Origin of the sequence: Streptomyces sp. NPDC012827 (genome assembly GCF_042900905.1) — a bacterium.
GTDB classification, from domain to species: Bacteria; Actinomycetota; Actinomycetes; order Streptomycetales; family Streptomycetaceae; genus Streptomyces; species Streptomyces gulbargensis.
Genome location: NZ_JBIBBY010000011.1, coordinates 280644 through 301852, shown reverse-complemented (window position 1 = coordinate 301852; position 21209 = coordinate 280644). Strand labels below are relative to the sequence as shown.

General features: G+C 71.4%; 19 protein-coding genes, 1 tRNA gene and 1 pseudogene. 9 read left to right on the top strand and 12 right to left on the bottom strand.

The features are described from left to right. Positions 1 to 7: 7 nt before the first annotated feature. Positions 8 to 4264 carry a HAMP domain-containing protein gene (locus ACFY60_RS24710; RefSeq protein ID WP_388617151.1) on the bottom strand — a complete coding sequence of 1419 codons (4257 nt, stop codon included), beginning with the start codon at positions 4262 to 4264 and terminating at the stop codon, positions 8 to 10. 552 nt (positions 4265 to 4816) lie between these two features. Between ACFY60_RS24710 and ACFY60_RS24705 the strand changes: the two genes are divergently transcribed. Both ACFY60_RS24705 and ACFY60_RS24700 read left to right on the top strand, forming a co-directional pair. Further along, positions 4817 to 5065: a hypothetical protein gene (locus tag ACFY60_RS24705; protein WP_388617148.1), complete on the top strand. Its 249-nt coding sequence runs from the start codon at positions 4817 to 4819 to the stop codon at positions 5063 to 5065. Beyond that, a complete protein-coding gene (locus ACFY60_RS24700; RefSeq protein WP_388617145.1) occupies positions 5062 to 5991 on the top strand; it encodes an anti-sigma factor RsbA family regulatory protein in 930 nt (309 codons plus the stop codon). The genes ACFY60_RS24705 and ACFY60_RS24700 overlap by 4 nt, the downstream gene beginning before the upstream one ends. 80 nt (positions 5992 to 6071) lie before the next feature. Here the strand turns inward: ACFY60_RS24700 and ACFY60_RS24695 are convergent, their stop codons facing one another. Continuing rightward, complete coding sequence (locus ACFY60_RS24695; protein ID WP_388617142.1) at positions 6072 to 6440, bottom strand: PRC-barrel domain-containing protein; 369 nt, start codon at positions 6438 to 6440, stop codon at positions 6072 to 6074. A 245-nt stretch (positions 6441 to 6685) separates the two neighbouring features. Here ACFY60_RS24695 and ACFY60_RS24690 point away from each other — a divergent pair, with 245 nt between their 5' ends. Further along, on the top strand, positions 6686 to 7159 hold the full coding sequence (locus tag ACFY60_RS24690; protein ID WP_388617139.1) for an SsgA family sporulation/cell division regulator: 474 nt from the start codon (positions 6686 to 6688) through the stop codon (positions 7157 to 7159). Positions 7160 to 7251: 92 nt separating this feature from the next. Beyond that, a complete protein-coding gene (locus ACFY60_RS24685) occupies positions 7252 to 7521 on the top strand; it encodes a WhiB family transcriptional regulator (RefSeq protein ID WP_388617181.1) in 270 nt (89 codons plus the stop codon). Between the two features lie 112 nt (positions 7522 to 7633). Here the strand turns inward: ACFY60_RS24685 and ACFY60_RS24680 are convergent, their stop codons facing one another. From ACFY60_RS24680 to ACFY60_RS24665, 4 genes and pseudogenes are all read right to left on the bottom strand, one after another. After that, on the bottom strand, positions 7634 to 8446 hold the full coding sequence (locus ACFY60_RS24680) for an RNA polymerase sigma factor SigF (protein WP_388617136.1): 813 nt from the start codon (positions 8444 to 8446) through the stop codon (positions 7634 to 7636). 189 nt (positions 8447 to 8635) lie between these two features. Further along, entirely contained in the window at positions 8636 to 9079 is a 444-nt protein-coding gene (locus ACFY60_RS24675; RefSeq protein WP_388617133.1) for an ATP-binding protein, read from the bottom strand. Between the two features lie 185 nt (positions 9080 to 9264). Beyond that, positions 9265 to 9426 (bottom strand): hydrophobic protein, encoded by a 162-nt coding sequence (locus tag ACFY60_RS24670; RefSeq protein ID WP_388617130.1) that lies wholly within the window; start codon positions 9424 to 9426, stop codon positions 9265 to 9267. A 305-nt stretch (positions 9427 to 9731) separates the two neighbouring features. Next, positions 9732 to 10669 (bottom strand): annotated as a pseudogene (locus ACFY60_RS24665) (MerR family transcriptional regulator). Positions 10670 to 11136: 467 nt separating this feature from the next. On the opposite strand from ACFY60_RS24665, the gene ACFY60_RS24660 reads away from it, so the two are divergent. Beyond that, positions 11137 to 11229, top strand: coding sequence for a putative leader peptide (locus tag ACFY60_RS24660; protein WP_362661460.1), 93 nt, complete (start codon positions 11137 to 11139; stop codon positions 11227 to 11229). A 127-nt stretch (positions 11230 to 11356) separates the two neighbouring features. Beyond that, positions 11357 to 12757: a sulfatase gene (locus ACFY60_RS24655; protein ID WP_388617125.1), complete on the top strand. Its 1401-nt coding sequence runs from the start codon at positions 11357 to 11359 to the stop codon at positions 12755 to 12757. Between the two features lie 329 nt (positions 12758 to 13086). On the opposite strand, the gene ACFY60_RS24650 is transcribed toward ACFY60_RS24655, so the two are convergent. After that, a tRNA-Pro gene (locus ACFY60_RS24650) sits at positions 13087 to 13160 on the bottom strand. 577 nt (positions 13161 to 13737) lie between these two features. Between ACFY60_RS24650 and ACFY60_RS24645 the strand changes: the two genes are divergently transcribed. Next, a complete protein-coding gene (locus ACFY60_RS24645; protein ID WP_388617122.1) occupies positions 13738 to 14946 on the top strand; it encodes an acyl-CoA dehydrogenase family protein in 1209 nt (402 codons plus the stop codon). A 70-nt stretch (positions 14947 to 15016) separates the two neighbouring features. On the opposite strand, the gene ACFY60_RS24640 is transcribed toward ACFY60_RS24645, so the two are convergent. Genes ACFY60_RS24640 through ACFY60_RS24620 form a run of 5 tightly spaced genes read right to left on the bottom strand, consistent with a single transcriptional unit; the run spans position 15017 to position 18889 of the window. Continuing rightward, positions 15017 to 15589: a GAF domain-containing protein gene (locus ACFY60_RS24640; protein ID WP_388617119.1), complete on the bottom strand. Its 573-nt coding sequence runs from the start codon at positions 15587 to 15589 to the stop codon at positions 15017 to 15019. Continuing rightward, a complete protein-coding gene (locus ACFY60_RS24635) occupies positions 15586 to 16209 on the bottom strand; it encodes an ATP/GTP-binding protein (RefSeq protein ID WP_388617116.1) in 624 nt (207 codons plus the stop codon). Before ACFY60_RS24635 ends, ACFY60_RS24640 begins: the two co-directional genes overlap by 4 nt. After that, positions 16187 to 16564, bottom strand: coding sequence for a DUF742 domain-containing protein (locus ACFY60_RS24630; RefSeq protein ID WP_388617113.1), 378 nt, complete (start codon positions 16562 to 16564; stop codon positions 16187 to 16189). The genes ACFY60_RS24635 and ACFY60_RS24630 overlap by 23 nt, the downstream gene beginning before the upstream one ends. Further along, positions 16561 to 16995 carry a roadblock/LC7 domain-containing protein gene (locus ACFY60_RS24625; protein ID WP_309055214.1) on the bottom strand — a complete coding sequence of 145 codons (435 nt, stop codon included), beginning with the start codon at positions 16993 to 16995 and terminating at the stop codon, positions 16561 to 16563. The genes ACFY60_RS24630 and ACFY60_RS24625 overlap by 4 nt, the downstream gene beginning before the upstream one ends. 7 nt (positions 16996 to 17002) lie before the next feature. Further along, positions 17003 to 18889, bottom strand: coding sequence for an ATP-binding protein (locus ACFY60_RS24620; protein WP_388617110.1), 1887 nt, complete (start codon positions 18887 to 18889; stop codon positions 17003 to 17005). A gap of 676 nt (positions 18890 to 19565) precedes the next feature. Between ACFY60_RS24620 and ACFY60_RS24615 the strand changes: the two genes are divergently transcribed. Both ACFY60_RS24615 and ACFY60_RS24610 read left to right on the top strand, forming a co-directional pair. Further along, positions 19566 to 20741 (top strand): spore photoproduct lyase family protein, encoded by a 1176-nt coding sequence (locus ACFY60_RS24615; RefSeq protein ID WP_388617107.1) that lies wholly within the window; start codon positions 19566 to 19568, stop codon positions 20739 to 20741. A 123-nt stretch (positions 20742 to 20864) separates the two neighbouring features. Next, a complete protein-coding gene (locus ACFY60_RS24610; protein WP_389459379.1) occupies positions 20865 to 21182 on the top strand; it encodes a hypothetical protein in 318 nt (105 codons plus the stop codon). The last annotated feature ends 27 nt before the right edge of the window (positions 21183 to 21209 follow it).

The following is a 21209-nucleotide window of genomic DNA, read 5'->3' as shown; positions in this document are numbered from 1 at the left end:
GTGCGCCCTACAGCGCCAGGTGGTGCTTGAGGCGGCTGATCAGCTCCGCGGAATCGACCGGCTTGGTGATGTAGTCGGTGGCTCCCGACGCCAGGCTCTTCTCCCGGTCGCCGACCATGGCCTTGGCCGTGACCGCGATGATCGGCAGCCGGGCGTGTTCCGGCATCGCCCGGATCGCGGCGGTGGCCGTGTACCCGTCCATCTCCGGCATCATCACGTCCATCAGGATCACGTCGATGTCGGGGTGCGCCGCCAGGGCGTCGAGCGCCGCGCGCCCGTTCTCCGCCTGCATGACGCGCATCCCGTGCAGTTCCAGGACGCCGGTGATCGCGTACAGGTTGCGGTCGTCGTCGTCCACGACCAGTGCGGTGCGGCCCGCGAGGGACGTGTCCACGTCCGACTGCCAGGCGACGCTGGTGGTGTCCGCGCCCCGCACCAGCGGGACGACGTCCCCGGGGCGGTCGGCGCTCATGTGCAGGGCGATGCGCTCGCGCAGCTCGTCGAGGCTGGTGATCACCTCCAGGAGCCGTGCGCCGTCCTGCCGTTTGAGCAGGCGCTCGTCCTCGGACGCGACGCCCCGTCCGCTGTGGACCAGGACGGGCACCGACTGGAGGGCCGGGTCGCGTTCCATCCCCTCCAGCAGGGAGAAGGCCGCGCCGTCGGCGAGGTCCAGGTCGAGGACCAGGCAGTGGCAGGGGTGGGTGGCCAGGGTGCTCGCCGCGTCCTGGGCGCCGACCGCCGTGATGACCTCGACCCCGCGCTGGCCGGGTGCCTCGGCCTGGCGGTGCAGGTCGCCGAGGGCGCTCTCGGCCACCAGCGACAGGAGGCCGTTGGGCCGTGCCTCGACCACGAGGAGGCGGCGCTGCTGGGTGGCCGCCACACCGGCCGCCGGGCCCTCGTCGTACGTGACGGTCCCCTCGATGGCGACCTGCTCGCGCGCCTCCAGGGGGCGCGCCGGCGCGGTCTCGGCGAAGTCCTTGTGGACGGCCGGCAGGTAGAGGGTGAAGCTGCTGCCCTTCCCGAGGGTGCTCTCGGCGGTGATCGCGCCGCCCAGGAGGTAGGCGATCTCGCGGCTGATGGACAGGCCGAGGCCGGTGCCGCCGTACTTGCGGTTGGTGGTGCCGTCGGCCTGCTGGAAGGCCCCGAAGACGGTCTCCAGGTGCTGGGGCGCGATGCCGATGCCGGTGTCGTGCACCCGGAACGCCAGCACGAGGCCGTCCCGGCGGACGATGTCGGGGATCGCGGACTCGTCGGCGGGCTCGATGTGCAGCTCGACGCCGCCCTGTTCGGTGAACTTGACCGCGTTGGACAGCAGGTTCCGCAGGATCTGGCGGAGCCGGTAGTCGTCGGTGAGGAGCTCCTCGGGGACGTCCGGCGAGGTGCGGACGGCGAAGGACAGGTTCTTCTGGCCGGTCAGCGGCCGGAAGGTGGCCTCCACGTACTCCAGGAGTCCGCTCACGGGAACGACCTCGGGGGTGACGTCCATCTTCCCCGCCTCGACCTTGGACAGGTCGAGGATGTCGTTGATCAGCTGGAGCAGGTCGGAGCCGGCCGAGTGGATGATCCCGGCGTACTCGACCTGCTTCGCGGTGAGGTTGCGCGACGGGTTCTGGGCGAGCAGCTGCGCGAGGATGAGCAGGCTGTTGAGCGGGGTGCGCAGCTCGTGGCTCATGTTGGCCAGGAACTCCGACTTGTACTTGGAGGCGAGCGACAGCTGGTGGGCCCGCTCCTCCAGTTCCTGGCGGGCCTGTTCGATCTCCAGGTTCTTGGTCTCGATGTCGCGGTTCTGCGCGGCCAGCAGGGCCGCCTTCTCCTCCAGCTCGCTGTTGGAGGCCTGCAGTTCCTCCTGGCGCGCCTGGAGTTCCTGCGAGCGGGCCTGGAGTTCGGCGGTCAGGCGCTGGGACTCCCCGAGCAGCTCGTCGGTGCGGGCGTTGGCGACGATCGTGTTCACGTTCACCCCGATCGCCTCCATGAGCTGGTCCAGGAAGTCCCGGTGGATCTGGGTGAACCGGTGCACCGACGCCAGCTCGATGACGCCGAGCACCTGCTCCTCGACCACGATGGGCAGGACGATCAGGGAGAGCGCCTCGGTCCGGCCGAGGCCGCCGGCCACCGGCAGGTAGTCGGCCGGCAGGTCGTCGACGGCGATGGGGCGCCGGCCGCGCGCCGCCTGGCCGACGAAGGACTCGCCGAGGCGGAAGCGGGTCGGGCGGGCGCCGTCCGGGAAGGCGTAGGAGGCGACCAGCTGGAGGACGGTGCCGTCGGCCGTGTCCTCGGCCAGGTAGAAGGCGCCGCACTGGGCGGAGACCAGGGGCGTCAGCTCGTCCATGATGGACTCGGCCACCACCGTCAGATCGCGCCGGCCCTGCATCAGGGCGGTGATGCGGGCCAGGTTGGTCTTGAGCCAGTCCTGTTCCTCGTTGGCCTGTGTGGTCTCCCGCAGGGACTCCACCATGAAGTTGATGTTGTCCTTGAGGTCGGCGACCTCGCCGGAGGCGTCCACGGTGATGGAGCGGGTGAGGTCGCCCTCCGCCACGGCGCTGGTGACCTCGGCGATCGCCCGGACCTGCCGGGTCAGGTTGCCGGCCAGCTCGTTGACGTTCTCCGTGAGGCGCTTCCAGGTGCCGGAGACGCCCGCGACCTCGGCCTGGCCGCCGAGCCGGCCCTCGCTGCCGACCTCCCGCGCGACGCGCGTCACCTCGGCGGCGAAGGAGCTGAGCTGGTCGACCATCGTGTTGATGGTGGTCTTCAGCTCCAGGATCTCGCCGCGGGCGTCCACGTCGATCTTGCGCGTCAGGTCGCCACGGGCGACGGCGGTGGTGACCTGCGCGATGTTGCGCACCTGACTGGTCAGGTTGTGCGCCATGAAGTTGACGTTGTCGGTCAGGTCCTTCCACGTGCCGGCCACGTTCGGCACCCGGGCCTGGCCGCCGAGGATGCCCTCGGTGCCGACCTCGCGCGCCACGCGGGTCACCTCGTCGGCGAAGGCCGACAGGGTGTCCACCATGGTGTTGATCACGCCGGCGAGGGCGGCGACCTCGCCCTCCGCCTCCACCGTGATCTTCTGCGACAGGTCACCGCGGGCGACCGCGGCCGCGACCTGGGCGATCGACCGGACCTGGCCGGTCAGGTTGAACGCCATCACGTTGACGTTGTCGGTCAGGTCCTTCCACGTGCCGGAGACGCCGCGCACGGTGGCCTGGCCGCCGAGGTTGCCGGCGGTGCCGACCTCGCGCGCCACGCGCGTCACCTCGTCCGCGAAGGCCGAGAGCTGGTCGACCATCGTGTTGATGGTCTCCTTCAGCTCCAGGATCTCGCCGCGCGCGTCGACCCGGATCTTCTGCGTGAGGTCGCCCTGGGCCACCGCCGTGGTGACCTCGGCGATCGCGCGGACCTGCGCGGTCAGGTTGTCGGCCATCACGTTGACCGACTCGGTGAGGTCGCGCCACGTACCCGAGACGCCCTTCACGTCGGCCTGGCCGCCGAGGATGCCGTCGGTGCCGACCTCGCGCGCCACGCGCGTCACCTCGCCGGCGAACGAGCCGAGCTGGTCGACCATCGTGTTGATGGTGCTCTTGAGCTCCAGGATCTCGCCGCGCGCGTCCACGGTGATCTTCTGCGACAGGTCGCCCTCCGCCACGGCGGTGGCGACCTGCGCGATGGCGCGGACCTGGCTGGTGAGATTGCCGGCCATGAAGTTCACCGAGTCGGTGAGGTCCCGCCACGTACCCGAGACGCCCTTCACGTCGGCCTGGCCGCCGAGGATGCCCTCGGTGCCGACCTCGCGCGCCACGCGCGTCACCTCGCCGGCGAACGAGCCGAGCTGGTCGACCATCGTGTTGACGGTGTTCTTCAGCTCCAGGATCTCGCCGCGCGCGTCCACGGTGATCTTCTGCGACAGGTCGCCCTTGGCGACGGCGGTGGCGACCTGCGCGATGTCGCGGACCTGGGTGGTGAGGTTGCCCGCCATGGCGTTGACGGAGTCCGTCAGGTCCTCCCACGTACCCGAGACGCCCGGGACCTGGGCCTGTCCGCCGAGCCTTCCCTCGGTGCCGACCTCGCGGGCCACCCGCGTGACCTCCGAGGTGAACCGCGACAGCTGGTCGACCATGCCGTTGAAGACCAGGGCGATCTCGCCCAGCAGGCCGTCCGCGTCGGAGGGGAGCCGGGTGCCGAAGTCTCCGTCCCGCACCGCCGTGAGGCCCGCGAGCAGCAGCCGCAGCTCCGCCTCACCGACCTGAGCGGCCGAGGACTCCGTGTCCATGCCCGCTCTCGCGGTTCCGGGCGCTGTAGAGCCAGCCATCGAACGTCGCCTCCGTAGATCGCCGGGTTCGTGTCCCGACACACCCGTTCCTCCCCCGACCACCACCTGACATTCCGCCAGATCTCGGGGCGCGTACCGCCCGGAGGCTACCCCACGGTTCACGGGCCCCCGCAAACCCACCCCCGCCTCCCCCGGGCAGGGCGGCGCGGGCCCGTGACACACGCGCCGCCCTCCCGTATGTCCACGGGAGCGGGGTTCCAATCCTGTCCGGGCGAAACGGGCCGGAACCGTGCGGTTCGCGGCCGCCGACGGCCCCGGGAGGCGGCGCCGGTCCGCTTCGGAGACGTACCACGATAGGGTGGAGCACCGGAAGACGTTGCCCGCCGGACCCGGCGGACCCGAGAGGGGGCCCGGGGTGGCGGGCGGATCGTGAGGAGTCCGAGCGGAGATGTCCCGCATGCGGTGGGCGGGTCCGGCGTGACGGGGTCGACGAGGGCCGTCTTGGAGGTGAGCCCGTTGCCCGGTCGTTCCGGGATACGTGTCGGCGGTGAGGTGACCGAGCTCACCCGCCGGTCCTGGGAGGACGCCCTGTCCCGGCTGGCCGGGCAGCACACCGGCGTGACCTACGTGGAACTGACCGACCTCGTCTTCGTCGACGTGGCCGGGGCGACGGCACTGGCCGTCACGGCCATGGGCCTGCCCGAGGGACGGATGGTGGTGGAGCATCCTCCGCCCCAGCTGCTGCGGGTCCTCGACATGTTCTGGCCGGAGCTCCCGCAGATCGAGGTGGTGCGGCGATGAGCACGGTGAGCACCGACGAGACGTTCGTGCACCCCGCGCTGTTCTACCGCACCGAAGCGGAGTACGCGCGGCAGACGGTGGACTTCCTGCGGGAGGGCCTGGCCGGCGGTGAGCCACTGGCGGTCGCGGTGCCCGGTCCGAACCTGGAGCTGATCCGGGACGGTCTCGGGGCCGATGCCGAGGGCGTCCTCCTCCTGGACATGACCGACGTGGGCCGCAACCCCGGGCGGATCATCCCCCGGGTGCTGCGCGGCTTCGCCGACGCCCACCCCACGGGGCGGGTGCGGATCATCGGTGAGCCGATCTGGGCGGGGCGCAGCGCTGTGGAGTACCCGGCGTGCGCCCAGCACGAGGCGTTGATCAACGCGGCCTTCGAGGGCCGTGCCGTGACCATTCTGTGCCCGTACGACGAGGCGCGACTGGACCCGCGGGTGATCGCCGACGCCCGCATGACCCATCCCACACTCATCAGTGACGGGCGCGAGGAGAACAGCGACGTCTACGACTGGGAGGCGGTCGTCGCCCGGTACAACGAGACGCTGGAGCCGCTGGACGGAACCGCCGTCTTCGCCTTCGGCGGTGACGAGCTTCCGGCGGCCCGCCGGTTCGCCTCCGCGCAGGCCGCGCGGCTGGGACTGACCGGGCAGCGGCTGGGCGACGCCGAGCTGGCCGTCGCCGAGCTGACCACGAACAGCGTGGTGCACGGGGGCGGGCGGGGGACGCTGACGATCGGGACCGAGGCCGGTCACCTCGTCTGCGAGGTCCGCGACGCGGGCCGCCTCACCGACCCCCTGGCGGGACGCCGCCCCCCTCGGCCGGGACAGATCGGCGGACGGGGCCTGATGCTGGTCCACTACGTGGCCGACCTGGTGCGGGTGCACACCGGCGACACGGGGACGACGGTGCGCTTCTACTTCAGCCTCTGACCGGATCCCCCGGGAAGGCCGCCCCGCGGCCCTCACCGAACGGGAGCGCCGGGGCGGCGGCGGGCCTTCACGGACTCCCGTCAGCCCATCGGGCCGCCGAAGGGGCCGCCCAGGCCGTAGTACAGACCGAGCCGGGTGCGGTAGTCCGGGTCCTCCAGGTGCTTCTCCCGGTGGAACTCCGGGGCGTCCTTGATCTGCTCCTTGGTCCGGTCGACGTGGATCGTCCGCTCCTCCGGGTCGACCCGGACCACGGCGCTCGCCGGCAGGAGGACCTCCTTGCCGAAGATCCACAGGCCGGTGTCCACCACCAGATAGGCGTCCCCGGCCTCGTCGGAGTGCTTGTCCACCTTGCCGATGGCGCCGTCGGTCGCCTCGACCTTGAAACCGGTCAGGTCGGTACCGGCCGGACGGCCGGCGGCCGGCCGATAGCTCCACACGTGCTCCGTCATACGGGACCACTCCTCAGGTGATCGAAGGCCGGGGCGGCTCGCCGCCGCCCCGGCCCTTCGGTGTGCCGTGTCCGGCGGAGGGACCGCGGGGCCTCTCCGCCTGGAGTCCGCGTGCCCCGGCCGGGCCGGCACATTCCCTCGTTCGGGGGGCCGGGAAGATGCGTGAAACCGGGTTCCGGGGTTACGAGGGAGAGGTACGGCGCCGGTCTGGCCCGGCGCGCTCTCCCCCCACGGAACTGGTGACGATGTCTGACTCGAGCCGGGACAAGACCACCCAGCCGCCCCTGCCCGCGAGGCCGCTTTCCGCATCCCCCGTGGCGCCGTGGAACATCACGGCCCGCCAGGTCCGGGGCGAGAGCGACCTGCCCGTCGAGACCACGTTCCATTACGACCCCGACGATCCGTGGGCGGTCCGCGTCACCTTCCGGCTCTCCCTGGGCCGGGTCGTGGACTGGACCTTCTCGCGGGATCTGCTGCGCTCCGGGACGCGTGTCCTGAGCGGCGAGGGCGATGTCCGCCTGTGGCCGCTGCGCTGCGGCGGGCGGGAGGGCCGCGTACGCCTGCGGCTCGGTCAGGCGGGGGCGTACGCGATGGTCGACGTCGACCGGGCGGGGCTGCGGGACTGGCTCGCGACGACGTACGCCGCCGTGCCGGAGGGGGAGGAGGCCGCGCGGATCGACTGGGCGGCCGAGACCTCCCGGCTTCTCACGGGACCGTGACTCCGGAGTTCCGCACCGGCGGACGCACCCGGTCGTACAGGCATGAACGCATACGGATCACTGAACACGGACGACAGGAGGAATGACCGATGCTGGACAACTGGCGCGCACAGGCCGCCTGCCAGGACGCCGACCCCGACCTCTTCTTCCCGGTGGGGACGGGCGGACCCGCGCTCATCCAGGCCGAGGAGGCGAAGGCGATCTGCCGGCACTGCCCGGTGCGCGCGGAGTGCCTGCGCTGGGCCATGGACGACTCCCGCCAGGTGACGGGTGTGTGGGGCGGTCTGCGGGAGGACGAGCGGCAGACGCTGAAGCGCAGGGAGCGACGGCGGGCGGCCGAGGAACGGCAGGGCCCCCGTTGACCCTTCCCGCCCGGCCGGACCGGCCGCACCGGAACACGCCGGAACGGCCTCACCAGAAGGGGGTTGGTGAGGCCGTTCCGTCGTGGGCGCCCGGACGGCGCCGGTCCTTCACCTACGAGCGGTCGAGCATGCCCTCGCGCAGGCGGGTGAGGTTGCGGGAGAGCAGCCGGGAGACGTGCATCTGGGAGATGCCGAGTTCCTTGCCGATCTCCGACTGCGTCCGCTCCTCGACGAACCGCAGGTGCAGGATGCGGCGGCTGCGCTCGTCGAGCTTGCTGAGCAGCGGCGCCAGAGTGTGGAAGTCCTCGAAGAGTTCGAGCGCCGGGTCCTCCACGCCGATGAACTCGGCGAGCGCGGTGGCGTCGTCCTCGCCGTCCGGACCGATGGCCGCGTCGAGCGACGCCGAGTTGTAGCCGTTGGCGGCGATCCGCGCCTCGATCACCTCGTCCTCGGAGAGGTTCATCAGGCTCGCCAGCTCCGCCACACTCGGCGACCGGCCGAGGCGCGAGCTCAGCTCCTCGGTCGCCCTGGCCAGCTCCACCCGGGCTTCCTGCAACCGGCGCGGTACGTGGACCGCCCAGGAGGTGTCCCGGAAGAAGCGCTTGATCTCGCCGACGATGTAGGGGACGGCGAACGTGGTGAACTCGACCTCCCGGGAGAGGTCGAAGCGGTCGATGGCCTTGATCAGGCCGATGGTGCCGACCTGGACGATGTCCTCCATCTCGTCGCCGCGGGCGCCGCGGAAGCGGCCCGCCGCGTAGCGGACGAGCGACATGTTCATCTCGATCAGCGTGTTCCGTACGTACTGGTATTCATGCGTCCCCTCCTCCGTCACCGCCAGCTTCTCGAAGAACACCTTCGACAGCTCGCGCGCGTCCTTGGGAGCGACCTCGCGGGGGGATTCGAGTACGGGAAGATCCCCCATCCCCGTCTCGACGCCAGTCCTCGTGTCCGTCGTCACCTCGGTCGGCACTCTGATGACCTTCTCTCGTACGTCGGTAGCGGTTGCCCCGTGGGGGTTCCGCGTACCCCCACTTGCGCGGCTCATGCCGGAAAAACGTCAGCGGATCGAGAAAAATTATTCACGACCCTCCGGGGCCGCCCGACGGGGGTGTCAGACGAGAGGAAGACGGGCCCGTACGCGCTTCCCGGAACGCTGCGGTTCCACGGTCACGCTCTCACAGACCGCCCGTACGATCTCGAGGCCGTGCTGCCCGATGCGCCGGGGGTCGCGGGGCCGGGTGACGGGAACGGCGTCGAGCCGGTCGGTGACGGAGATGTCCAGGGCGTTCTCGAAGCGCTCGACGAGGACCTCGCAGGGGCCGGGCGCGTGGCGCACGGCGTTGGTCACCAGTTCGCTGACCACCAGGCGCGCCAGATCGACATGGTCCGGGGAGACCGGCCTGCCCCGGGTGTTCGGCGCGGCCGTGAGGAAGTCGGCGACGAAGTCACGGGCCGCCGCGATCACCCCGGCCCCCACGTCGGAGTCCTGGTAGGTCACGCTCGCCGACAGCAGCGGCCGGCGCAGCGGCTCCCCCCTGGTCATGACCTCACTCATCGCCCGTCCTTCCTCGCGTGACTGCCGCCCTTCCCCCGGGCCGCACGCCGACAGGGTACGGAGGGCGGGGCGGCGTCTTCCACGGGGACGCGGCCGGGCCCGGGACAAGGGTGGGGGCGCCACCCCGTCGGTGGGTGGCGCCCGCAGAGCTTCGCGTGCACATGTCGATGACTTTCCGGGTTCCGCTACCAGCGGTACCAGCGGCCGGTGCCGCCCTTGGGGCGTACCAGGAAGCCCAGCAGCCACACGACGAACACGATCACGGCGATCCACCACAGCGCCTCGACCGCGAACCCGGCCCCGAAGAGGACCAGGGCGAGGAGCAGAACCAACAGAAGGGGAACCATTGCTATCAACCTCCAGGGCTCCGCCTGCCCCGCAACCCGTCGGATATCCGTCCCGAACAAGGGTTTCCCCCGGCGGAGCGAGCCCCGTCCCCCGCACCTGTGTCGATGGTCCGACGTCGACGTCTCGGCCCGGAGTGCGTCCTCGGGTGTGACGTGGGGGCACCGTGATCAGGACGGCGAGGGGCGCCACCCGACTGGGTCATGGCCCGCGGGGTCCAGTCCGTCGGTGCCTGTCGTGCTCGGGGTGCCGAGGATCCGTGGCAGCGGCAGCTTTCAGCGCCGCGTGCAGCTGTGGGGTGGGTGCGTCATCGGGCTGTCCGTGTCCGCAGAGCCGTGACGGACCAGTCGATCACCGGGGTGAGGCGTTCCGGTGCCGGCCAGTCGTTGATGAGCGCGAGCAGCCGGAAGTACTCGTCCCTGCGCGGATCGTTCGCGGCCTGCAGACGGTGCAGCAGCCACCGGCGCAGTTCGGCGTCATCAGGACGGCCGTGGGCGAGCGCGCAGTGGGCGGCGATCGCAGCGACGACAGGATCGGCCTGGGGCGAGGCGGGGCTGATGGCGCGGGCCACGGCCGGTCCGACGAGATCTCGGACAATGGCGATCACGTCTGGGCGAGGGGGCATGGGGGCGTCATCGGGCAGAGCGGCCGCGTGGTCTTCGGTCAGGCGCCGCACGCTGGCACGGAAATCGGGGTCCAGAGACAGTTCAGCCAGCTCCACCCATGCTGCGATCTGTTCGTCCGTGGGGCTGTCGGGGAGTTCGGGCGTCATGGAACGCCGAGCCGCGGCGTGGTGAAAGCCGCGGTGGAGGCCTTCGAAGACGCTGTTGAGGAAGTCGTCGATCAGGCGTCGGCGTTCGGCTTCGGACAGCGTGGCCAGCTGGTGCATCAGTTCCATCTCCTCGGGGGTGGGTTCGCGTAGGGCGGCGGCTGTCAGAACCACCCGTCGCAGACGCAGGATGCTGATCTGCGCGTCAAGTGCGGCCGCGTGTTCGGCGGCGACTTCGCTGAGTGTGAGCTCGTGGTCCACCACCCGCCGGATCATGGCGAGGCCGAGTCCCAGTTCTCTCAGTGTTCGCACGAGGGCAAGGCGAGCGACGGTGTCCGGGGCGTAGAGCCGGTAGCCGGCGTGGTGCGGTCGGCGGGCTCGACGATGCCCCGATCGGAGTAGAACCGGATGGTCTTCACCGTCAGCCCGGTGCGCTGGGCGAGTTCGCCGATCGAGTAGAGGGTGTCGCCGTCCATGAGCTCACCTTCCTGTCTCCCCCCGCGGGAGACTCAAGTCTGCGCTCGCCGGCTCCGGTCCGCGGCGGAGCCGTTGCAGCTCGTCGCCCCGGGCCGTGTCCCGAAAGTAGGTTCTGTCCGTTCGGCCTGACAGGTGGGTCGTTGAGCTGAGGGATTCGTTCGTCGCCGCTTGAGACGAGGCCGCGTGCCGGTCACAGGCATTCGTTGACGGGAACGGACGGAACCTGGGCTCGCCTACGTTCGCGTGACTCCGTCGGAGCCCTGGAGTGCACCGTGTCGGTCGACTCCACGATCAGCCTGGGCCATCAGCACGCTGCCGGCGCCCGCAAAAGGGGGCGGCGGCAGGGGGAACGAACCGGAAGCCGCTCCCGCCTGCCCGACGGTGCGTGTCGATCATGCGAACTACGCGCGTCAACGGTCCTTCCACCGTTGACGCGTCTCGTCCGTCCCGGCGAGACTCCTGGCCCATGCAGCCCCCGCGTGACCGCTCGGTCACCCTCGTCCAGCGCCGGCACGTGGACCTCGTCCGTGTCGCGAGCGCGGCCTGTCGCTGCCTCTGACCAGTCGGCCTTCCGCTCCCCGGCCACCACCACACCCTCCTCCGCCCCCGCCCCGGTCGCGGCGCCGTCCCCGCCTGCCGGGCCCGGAGGCCTGCCCGTACCTTCGCACGCCCTCATGGAGACCCGTATGTCCACGCCCCTGTCCCGCCGCGCCCTCGGCGGGGCCGCCGCCGGTGCCGCCGCCGCGGCCGTCCTCGGTGCCACCGCGCCCTCGGCGCAGGCGACGCCGGCCGAACAGCGGGAGCGCCCCTTCCGCGCCGCGCACCCGCGCCGCCACGCGCGGCGGCCCAACATCCTCTTCGTCCTGGGTGACGACCTGGGCTGGGCGGACCTCTCCTCCTACGGCTCCCCGCACATCCGCACCCCCCACCTGGACCGCCTCGCCCGCGGCGGCGTCCGCTTCACCGACGCGTACTCCGGCTCCGCGACCTGCTCGCCCACCCGCTTCAGCCTCTACACCGGCCGTTACCCGGGCCGTACGAAGGGTGGGCTCGCCGAGCCGATCGCCGACAAGTCGGTCGGACTCGAGCCCACCCACCCCACGCTCGCCTCGCTCCTGCGTGACTCCGGCTACGCCACCGCCCTCATCGGCAAGTGGCACTGCGGCTACCTTCCCGACTACTCCCCCACCCGCTCCGGCTGGGACGAGTTCTTCGGCAACTTCGGCGGAGCCCTGGAGTACTACTCCAAGCTCGGCCTGGGCGGTGAGTACGACCTCTACGAGGGCGACGCGCAGTACAAGGACCTGCGCTACTACACCCGGATCCTCACCGAGCGGGCGAGCGAGTACGTCAGCCGCGACCACGACAGGCCCTGGCTGCTCAACCTCAACTTCACCACTCCTCACTGGCCGTGGATAGCCGACGGCGACAAGGAGGCGAGCGCCGAGATCGTCCGCCGGATCAAGTCCGGTGACCGCTCCGCCCTCTGGCACCAGGACGGTGGTTCGATCGAGAAGTACGCGGAGATGGTCGAGGACCTCGACCGCTCGATCGGGCAGGTCCTCGACGCGCTGAAGCGCTCCGGCCAGGAGCGGGACACCCTCGTCTTCTTCGCCAGCGACAACGGCGGGGAGCGCTTCTCCTACAACTGGCCGCTCGCCGGGAACAAGGGCTCGCTCCAGGAGGGCGGCATCCGGGTTCCGTCGATCCTGCGCTGGCCGGCGCGGATCGACGGCGGCCAGGTCAGTGACCTGCCGGTGTTCACGCCCGACTGGACGGCGACCCTCCTCGACCTGGCCGGCGCCCGTCCCCATCCCGCGTACCCCCTCGACGGCATCAGCCTCGCCGGACACCTGCTCCACGGCGCCGAGGTGCCCGAGCGAGACCTCTTCTGGCGGGTGCGGGGCGAGCGGGCACTGCGCCGCGGCGACTGGAAGTACTACCGGGGCAGGTCCGGCCGGGACCAGCTCTTCCACCTGTCCGAGGACGCCCGTGAGCAGGCCGACCGGGCACTCTTCGAACAGGCGCGGCTCGCCGAACTGCGGGCCGCCTGGGAGCGCATCGACGCAGGGCTCCTTCGCTACTGAGCACGGTCGGCGCGCGCGGTACGCCGGACAGGGGTGGCGGCTCGATTCCGGTTGCCGGTGGGGAGCGGCGGAGAAGGCGAGGGATGACGTGTTCGGTCCGCGCCGGCCGGCGAGGCCGGCGGTGCGGCGGGGAATGGCGTACGCGCACCGGGGCCCGCCGGCCGTCAGACCCCTGGTGGGAGGGGTGCCGCGGCGGAAGGGTCGCGGAGATGGTGAAGTCGCCCGCTGACCCGGTCGGGACGAGTTGGTCCCTCAGTGGTCCCCAAAAATGATCAAGGGGCCGTTTCAGATCACTCTGAAACGGCCCCTTGACCTGCGACTCTTTCGAGTCGGGACGACAGGATTTGAACCTGCGACCCCTTGACCCCCAGTCAAGTGCGCTACCAAGCTGCGCCACGTCCCGTTGCCCGTCTGACCTGGGGTTTCCCCCCGGCTCAGGCACACGAGAACAATACCGCACTTTGCTCGGTGGTCACGAACCCCTTTCCGGTCGGCCGACGGGTGGGGCGTGACAGGGAGGCGGTCACGCTCCGTGACGCGCGGGGGCGCCGGTGAGTGCTTCCGCGCGCCCCCGGCGGGTGGGGGCGGAGGGGGAGCGAAGCGGCGGCGGCCCCGGGATTCCAGGGGCGCTCACGCCGGGCTCAAGATCCGGAATGCCGCTCGTTTGGGGATGAAGGGGCTCATGAGGTGACCCGGGAAGGGTCCTGGCCATATGCCCGGCGGTTCGTTGCCCTTGGCATGTGGCAGAAAGATGCCCACGGGGCAGGGCGTCCCGATCGGACCGAGCAGGCCAAGAGCACACGAAACACAGTCGGTTTCAATCGTCAACAGCTCGTGTTTCGGACAAAAATTGTGGCGATATTGATCCGTCCCATAAAGATCAACACCATGAAGAGGTCGGCCTGTTCGGGACGGGACCACTGCCGATGCACCACCTGTTCGGACCCACCGAGCAGGCGTTTCGCAGGGGAGGGACTCGAATGGACGGCTACTTCAGCAGTCGGCTGCATCACGAGCTCAGGGAAACGGTCCGTGACTTCGCAGAGCGTGAGGTTCGGCCACGAATAGCCGAGATGGAGGAGTCCCGGACGGTTCACCACGAGCTGTCCCGGATGATCGCCGAGCAGGGCTGGCTGGGAGCGACAATCGGCCAGGAGTACGGCGGGATGGGCGCCGGCCATCTGGCCAAAACCATCATCATCGAGGAGCTCTCCCGGGTCAGCGGTGCCATGGGTGCCATGGTCCAGGCCTCGCAGCTGGGCACCGCCAAGATCGTCCACTTCGGCAGCGACGAGCAGCGCAAGACCTGGCTTCCGGCCATTGCCGCCGGTGACTGTCTGCCGACCATCGCCGTGACCGAGCCCGAGTCGGGCGGCCACGTCCTCGGCATGAGCGCCAGTGCCGTGCGCGACGGCGACGACTACATCCTCAACGGCAGCAAGGTCTACGTCGGCAACAGCCACGTAGGCGATCTGCACGGAGTGGTGGTCAGAACGGGGCCTGGTTCGAAGGGACTCACCGCGTTTCTGGTCGAATCCGATCGTCCGGGGTTCCGTACCGGCCCGCAGCAGGCCGCCATGGGGCTGCACGGCTTCAGCTTCGGTGAGCTGATCTTCGAGAACTGCCGGGTTCCGGCGGCCAACCGGCTCGGCGACGAGGGGGACGGCCTCTCCGTCGCGTACTCCTCCAGCGTCCTGTACGGCAGGGCCAACCTCACCGCCGTCTCCCTCGGCATCCACCGGGCCATCCTGGAGGAGACGACCCGCTTCGCCACCGAGCGCATCCGCTACGGCAAGCCGCTCTCCGACCTCCCCACGGTGAAGCTGAAGCTCGGTCAGATGCAGTCGCGTCTGATGACGGCCCGGCTGGCCGCGTACCACGCCGTGCACCTGCTCGACCAGGGGCTGTCCTGCGACGCGGAGCTCATGAACGCCAAGCTGGTCAATGTCGAGTCGGCGATCGACTCCGGCCGTAACGCCATGGAGATCCATGCCGCCGCCGGCCTGTTCACCGACCGGCCCATCGAGCGGTACGTCCGCGACGCGCACCACATCTTCGCCCCGGCCGGCACCTCCGACATCCAGCTCCTCCGGCTGGCCGAGGTGGCCCTCGGCCAGGACAAGGGCAGTTGGTCGGAGCGGCTGTCGGAGGTCGTCCGCACCCCGGCGCCGGATCCGCTGCACATCTGACGGCACCCCCCTACGGCCGGGCCCGGGGACGGTGGTGTCCGTCCCCGGGCCCGGCCGTCGCGTGGGCGGCTCAGAACATGCCGTCCTCACGGCGGTGGATCTGCTCCACGAGCTCCGCCGCCATCGCCTTGATCGTCTCGAGCCCGGCCCGTCCCCACGGCCGGACGTCGGTGTCGACCACGCAGATGGTGCCCAGCGCGACGCCGGTACGGTCGATCAGCGGAGCGCCCATGTAGGAGCGGATGCCGATCTCGTCCACGACCGGGTTGCCCGCGAAGCGCGGGTAGTCGCAGACGTCCTCCAGGACGAGGGCCTTGCGCCGGACGACGACGTGCGGGCAGTACCCGTGGTCGCGGGCCATGAAGCGGCCGACCCCGCCGGCGCCCGCGGCGGCCGCGCCGAGGTCACTGCCCGAGTGGGTGCCCGCCGGGGTGTGCAGTCCGGCGAAGAACTGCCGGTTCTCGTCGATGAAGTTGACCATCGAGTACGGGGCGCCGGTCACGTCCGCGAGCCGGTGGGCGAACTCGTCGAAGGCCGGCTCCGGCCGCTCCCCCAGGCCCAGTTCGCGCAGCCGCTGCACACGGGCCGGCGCGTCCTTGTCGATGGGGGTCAGCAGGAGGTGACCGGTCGGATCGTAGGTCATGACGTGGCTCCGAAGCTCGGCGCGGCGGCCGGGATGGTGGTGAGCAGATGCTGGACGAGGGTGAGCAGGGTACGGATGCCCGAACTGGAGATCCGGGCGTCGCACAGGACGACCGGCACCTCCGGCTTGAGGTCCAGCGCGGCCCGCACCTCGTCCGGGTCGTAACGGTAGGCGCCGTCGAACTCGTTGACCGCCACGACGAATTCGATGCCCCGCCGCTCGAAGAAGTCGACGGCGGAGAAGCAGTCCTGGAGCCTGCGGGTGTCGGCCAGAACGACCGCCCCGAGCGCCCCTTCGGAGAGCTCGTCCCACATGAACCAGAAGCGCTCCTGGCCCGGGGTGCCGAAGAGGTACAGCACGTTGCGCTCGTCGAGGGTGATGCGGCCGAAGTCCATGGCGACGGTGGTCGTGGTCTTGCCCTCCACCCCCTCCAGGCTGTCGGTGGCCGCGCTGACCGAGGTCAGCAGCTCCTCGGTGCTCAGCGGTTCGATCTCGCTGACGGCGCCCACGAAGGTGGTCTTGCCCACGCCGAACCCGCCCGCGATGAGGATCTTCAGCGCGGTCGGGAAGGGATCGGTCGCGGAACTGTCGTGGCGCTCAGAGCCGTTGTCGTAGGCCATCGAGCACTGCCTCCAGCAAGGAACGGTCGGTGGGATTGGCGTGGAACCGGGGCGCCCTGGCGGTGAGCGCCCCGCAGTCCACGAGGTCGGAGATGAGGACCTTGGTGACGACGGCCGGCAGCCGTAAGTGCGCCGCGATCTCGGCCACCGAGGTGGGCCCGTCGCACAGCCCGAGGGCCAGGCTGTGTTCGGGGCCCAGGTGCGGCTGCGGGGTCGTACCGGTCGCCATCACCATCGAGAGCAGGTCCAGCGCGGTGCTGGGCTTGGTCCGGCCGCCGCTCACCGTGTAGGGGCGGATCAGCCGGCCCGCGGCGTCGTCGAGCCAGGGCCCGTCCTGATGGGGGGTCGCGTTCACTGCCCTGTGCCACCTGCCGCTCCGGCCGCCTGCCGGGCCGGGGTGACGAGATACGGCCGGACGCTCTTGACGAGCATCGCCATCTCGTAGCCGAGGACCGCGGCGTCCGCCTCGCGTCCGGCGAGCACGGCCAGACACGTGCCGGAGCCCGCGGTGGAGACGAAGAGGAGGGTGGAGTCGAGCTCCACGACGACCTGGCGCACCTCGCCGCCGTCGCCGAAGCGGGCGCCCGCGCTGCGTCCGAGCGAGTAGAGCCCGGAGGCGAGGGCGGCCATGTGGTCGGCGGCGTCGGGGTCGAGGCCGTGGACGGACTTGACGAGACCGTCGGAGGAGAGCAGAACCGCGTTGCGGGTGTACGGGACCCGCTGGACCAAGCCGCTCAGCAGCCAGTCGAGATCCGAGGAATGGCCGGTCGGCACATTGCTCGCCATGGTGCATCTACTCCTTGTGCGCGTCACCGGGACGCAGCGGTTCATGGGGGGCGGGCTGGGATTCGGCGAGGCCGATTCCGCGCTGGAACGCGGCCATCAGGCCGGGGTCGTGCAGGGCGTGCTCCTCCGGCTTGCGGGCGGCCGGCTCGTCGCGCAGCTGTGGGACGAGGTGCTCCTGGGCGCGCCGCTTGGGCAGGAGGGGCCGGCCGGGGGCCTCGGTACGGGGGGCCGGGGGGACCGGGCGTGCCGTGGGTTCCGGGCCGGCCGAGGGGGCCGGTATCGGGGCCGCGGGGCCGGACGTGGGGGCCGGCCCGTGGTCCTGGAAGCCGTTCACCGGCGGGGTCGTACGGGAGTACGGGTCCGGGGGCGGGGGTGTGGCGTGCGCGCGGGCCTCCTCGGGGCGGGCCGCGGACCCCTCGTGCCGGGCCGTGGCCGGTTCCGGGGCGGGTGCGGAGGGACGGACGGGCGCCGGGGTGCGGGGCGCGGGGGCCGGGACGGCCGGTGCCGCGTCGGCCGGCGCCGGCGCGGCCGGTGCCTGGAGTGCGGCGGTGGGCTGCCCCTGGTTCTGGAGCTGCACCTGCTGGGGCGGTACGGCCGGGGACCCGGCGGCGGCCGCGGCCTGCCGCTCGTGCTGGGCGAGGCCCTCGGGGTCGGCGCCGAGCAGGCCCTGCGGCAGGACGAGGACGGCCTGGACTCCGCCGTAGATGTTCGACTGGAGCCGGACGGCGATGCCGTGCCGGCGGGCCAGCGCCGAGACCACGAAGAGGCCGATGCGCCCGTCCTGGAGCAGGTGCGCGACGTTGACCTGGTCGGGGTCGGAGAGCAGGGCGTTCATCTTGTTCTGCTCGGTGACCGGCATGCCCAGGCCCCGGTCCTCGACCTCGATCGCCAGTCCGGCCGTGACGTACTGGGCGCGGAGGAGCACCGTGGTGTGGGGTGCGGAGAACAGGGTGGCGTTCTCGACGAGTTCGGCGAGGAGGTGGATGACGTCGGCGACCGCGTGGCCCCGGAGCGTGCCGTCGATCGGCGGCACCAGCTTGACCCGGGGGTACTGCTCGACCTCGGCGATGGAGGAGCGGAGCACCTCCGTCATGGTGACGGGGTTCGACCACTGGCGGCGGGAGATGGCGCCGCCGAGCACGGCGAGGTTCTCGGCGTGACGGCGGATGCGGGTGGCCAGGTGGTCGACGTGGAACAGGCCCTTGAGCAGCTCCGGGTCCTCGACCTCGTTCTCCAGTTCGTCGAGGAGCTGGATCTCGCGGTGGACGAGGGACTGCAGGCGCCGGGCGAGGTTGACGAAGACCTCGACCTTCTGTTCGTTGCCGACGCTGCTGGAGAGCCGGGAGGCCTGGACGACGGCGGCGACGGCGGCCTCGTGGGAGCGGTTCAGTTCCTGGGCGAGCAGGTCGAACTCGTCGCCCGACGGGGCGGTCGTGGGCAGCGCGGGCCTGGGGGGCGGGCTCTCGCCGCGGCGCAGTTGCTCCACGATCGCGCGGAGTTCGCTCTGACTGCGGGCGCTGGAGCGGCGCAGGGCGTTGCAGCGGTCCAGGACGGCCTTGGCCGCCCGGTCGGCGCCGAGCGCGGCGGCGGTCACGGAGGCGACCGTGAGGGCCGCGGCCCCGGTGAGCGCGGCCCAGAGGCCGGGGGTGGGGCTGGCGCCGGTGGAGCGGATGGTGAAGAGGACGGCGGCCGCGCCGCCCAGGGCCACCGCCACGGCGGGGAGCACGGAGGTGCGGAGGAGCTGAGGTCGTATGCGGGCTTCCGTCGGGACCTGTCCGGGGGTCCGCGCCGGTGGGTTGCCGCTGGTACCGGGGGCGGAGCGGGCGCCTGACCGGCCGTGCCGGCCGCCTTCGCGGCGTTCGGACCGCGAGGAGGGTGCGCGAAGTTGAGACATGAGTGTCCTTGGTACGTGCCCGGGAATCGGCGTACTGCGGGATGTTCGACGGGGAGGGTGGACTACGGGGGTGTGGTGCCGGGGGTCGTGCGGGTGCTGCGTACGGTACGTGCGGGGGTGAGGTGTGTGGTTCCGATGAGCCTACCGATGATCATCGACCACACACTGTAGTCGCCAACCGATCCTCGGCGGCGCGCAGTTGGCAAACTTACCCGTAGAGCGCCCGAGTCTGGTATCACCCCTCGCACGCCAGGCCGAGAACCGATGGCCGAAAGGCGATGGGTCGACGCTGGCAGGCCGGAACGGAAGAGGGCGGAGGTGCCGTGGTGCCCCGCCCCCCCACCGGAATCGGCCGTGACCGGAATCCGCCGGACCGGCCGCCGGCCCTCCCGGTCCGCATCCGGTCACGGGGCGCTCGCGGCCCCCGGTCCGCCGGCGCCGGATCCTCGCCGGCCCCGGGGAGCCGCCGATCACCGGGGCCGCCGCGGCGTCGGGACGGTGACCCACGGTGAGAGCGGAATTTCCCCGCCCACCTGCCCCGGACCGCGGCCCCGCACCAGGGCCGCCACTGGTCCACGCGGTGACGCCACACCTCCGTAGACTGGGACAAACACCTCGGTAACGGTCAAGATCCTCGGGCCGGGGAAGGTGAGTGACGAAGCGGATCGGAGCGGACATGCGACGGCGTCCCCAGGAGCCGGCCGGCGATCCCGAAGGCCTGTTCGACGTGGCGGACCTCCTGGCCACGGCGGCCGGGGACCGGGAGGACCGGCCGTTCCGTGACGGGCCCGAGGCGCACAGGCTGCTGCGCGTGGCGGAGATCCACGCGGAGCCGGCCGCCGCCGCGTCGTGGCGGGGCCGCCAGATCATCGCGCGCTTCCCTGGGGCCCGGCTCGTCGAGACGGAATCCCACTGGCGCATCCCGCACCTGCACGGCAACGAGGGGAACGTCGAGCGCTGGGTCAGGATCAAGACCGAGACCCTGGTCCTGGGCGAACGCTCCTCCCTCACCGTCCGGCCGAACGGCCGTTCCGCCGACTGGATCGCCCCCGGTCTGTCCAACGGGTGCGCCATGGCCTGCGCGTACTGCTACGTGCCGCGCCGCAAGGGGTACGCCAATCCCATCACCGTCTTCACCAACGTCGACCGCGTCCTGGGCGCCCTCGGCCGCCACGTCGCCGCCACCGGCCCGAAGAGGGAACCCAACCAGTGCGACGAGCGGGCGTGGGTCTACGACATCGGCGAGAACGGTGACTGCTCGGTCGACGACCTGATCAGCGACAACACCGCCGACCTCGTCCACGCCTTCCGCCGCTGGCCCACCGCCAAGGCGTCCTTCGCGACGAAACTGGTCAACCCCGATCTGCTGCGGCTGGACCCCCAGGGCCGCACGCGGATCCGGTTCTCCCTCATGCCGCCGGACGACTCCCGCCTCCTCGACATCCGCACCAGCCCCGTGCCCGCGCGCCTCGCGGCCGCCGCCGACTTCCTGGACGCCGGGTACGAGGTGCACTTCAACCTGTCCCCGGTGGTCATCCGCCCGGGCTGGCGGGAGGCCTGGGACGACCTGCTGCGGATGATGGACGACGTACTCCCGCGGCGCGTGAAGGAGCAGGCCGCGGCGGAGATCATCATGCTCACCCACAACCAGGACCTGCACGGGGTCAACCTCGGCTGGCACCCCCGCGCCGAGGACGTCCTGTGGCGGCCGGATCTCCAGCAGCCCAAGAGGTCCGAGAACGGCGCCCTGAACGTGCGCTACCGCAACACGGTCAAACGCGAGGCGGTGGAGACGATGCGCACCATGATCGAGTCACGCGCTCCCTGGCTGCGCGTACGGTACGCGTTCTGAGGTCCGCCGGCGGCGGGGGACCCGTGCGGGGCTTCCGTCCGGGGCGGCGGAGCGCCGCCGTTCCCCCCGGGAGCGGTGGCGGCGGACACGACGGGCCGCCCGGTGTCTGCCAGGCTGGGAAAGGTGACGGCTGACGCGGAAAAGCCCCTCCGGACCCCCGACGGACGGTATGTGATCGTCAAGGGCCGGCGCTGGCGGGCCACGGACCCCGAGGTGCCCGAGGACGTCGCCGCCCGGCTGCGGTCCCACCTCATGGCCGCGCGGCGGGCCGTGGCCACGGCCCGCCGCGCCCAGGACGCGGCGGCCGAACGCGCCGCCCGGGACCGGGTGCACATGGCGAAGGTCGCGCTCGGGGAGCGGGGCACGCCCTGGTGGGACCAGCGGGAGGCCGAGCGCCGCGCCCGCTGGGAGGAGGGGCTGGCGGCCCTCGACGGGGCGTGAGCGGGGGCGGGCGTGAGCGGGCGGGCC

Coding starts and splice junctions, on each gene's coding strand:
- ACFY60_RS24710 (WP_388617151.1), bottom strand. CDS start 4,264: ATGGACACGGAGTCCTCGGCCGCTCAGGTCGGTGAGGCGGAGCTGCGG.
- ACFY60_RS24700 (WP_388617145.1), top strand. CDS start 5,062: ATGAGCACGGTGAGCACCGACGAGACGTTCGTGCACCCCGCGCTGTTC.
- ACFY60_RS24695 (WP_388617142.1), bottom strand. CDS start 6,440: ATGACGGAGCACGTGTGGAGCTATCGGCCGGCCGCCGGCCGTCCGGCC.
- ACFY60_RS24690 (WP_388617139.1), top strand. CDS start 6,686: ATGTCTGACTCGAGCCGGGACAAGACCACCCAGCCGCCCCTGCCCGCG.
- ACFY60_RS24680 (WP_388617136.1), bottom strand. CDS start 8,446: ATGGGGGATCTTCCCGTACTCGAATCCCCCCGCGAGGTCGCTCCCAAG.
- ACFY60_RS24675 (WP_388617133.1), bottom strand. CDS start 9,079: ATGAGTGAGGTCATGACCAGGGGGGAGCCGCTGCGCCGGCCGCTGCTG.
- ACFY60_RS24670 (WP_388617130.1), bottom strand. CDS start 9,426: ATGGTTCCCCTTCTGTTGGTTCTGCTCCTCGCCCTGGTCCTCTTCGGG.
- ACFY60_RS24660 (WP_362661460.1), top strand. CDS start 11,137: ATGCAGCCCCCGCGTGACCGCTCGGTCACCCTCGTCCAGCGCCGGCAC.
- ACFY60_RS24655 (WP_388617125.1), top strand. CDS start 11,357: ATGTCCACGCCCCTGTCCCGCCGCGCCCTCGGCGGGGCCGCCGCCGGT.
- ACFY60_RS24645 (WP_388617122.1), top strand. CDS start 13,738: ATGGACGGCTACTTCAGCAGTCGGCTGCATCACGAGCTCAGGGAAACG.
- ACFY60_RS24640 (WP_388617119.1), bottom strand. CDS start 15,589: ATGACCTACGATCCGACCGGTCACCTCCTGCTGACCCCCATCGACAAG.
- ACFY60_RS24635 (WP_388617116.1), bottom strand. CDS start 16,209: ATGGCCTACGACAACGGCTCTGAGCGCCACGACAGTTCCGCGACCGAT.
- ACFY60_RS24625 (WP_309055214.1), bottom strand. CDS start 16,995: ATGGCGAGCAATGTGCCGACCGGCCATTCCTCGGATCTCGACTGGCTG.
- ACFY60_RS24620 (WP_388617110.1), bottom strand. CDS start 18,889: ATGTCTCAACTTCGCGCACCCTCCTCGCGGTCCGAACGCCGCGAAGGC.
- ACFY60_RS24615 (WP_388617107.1), top strand. CDS start 19,566: ATGCGACGGCGTCCCCAGGAGCCGGCCGGCGATCCCGAAGGCCTGTTC.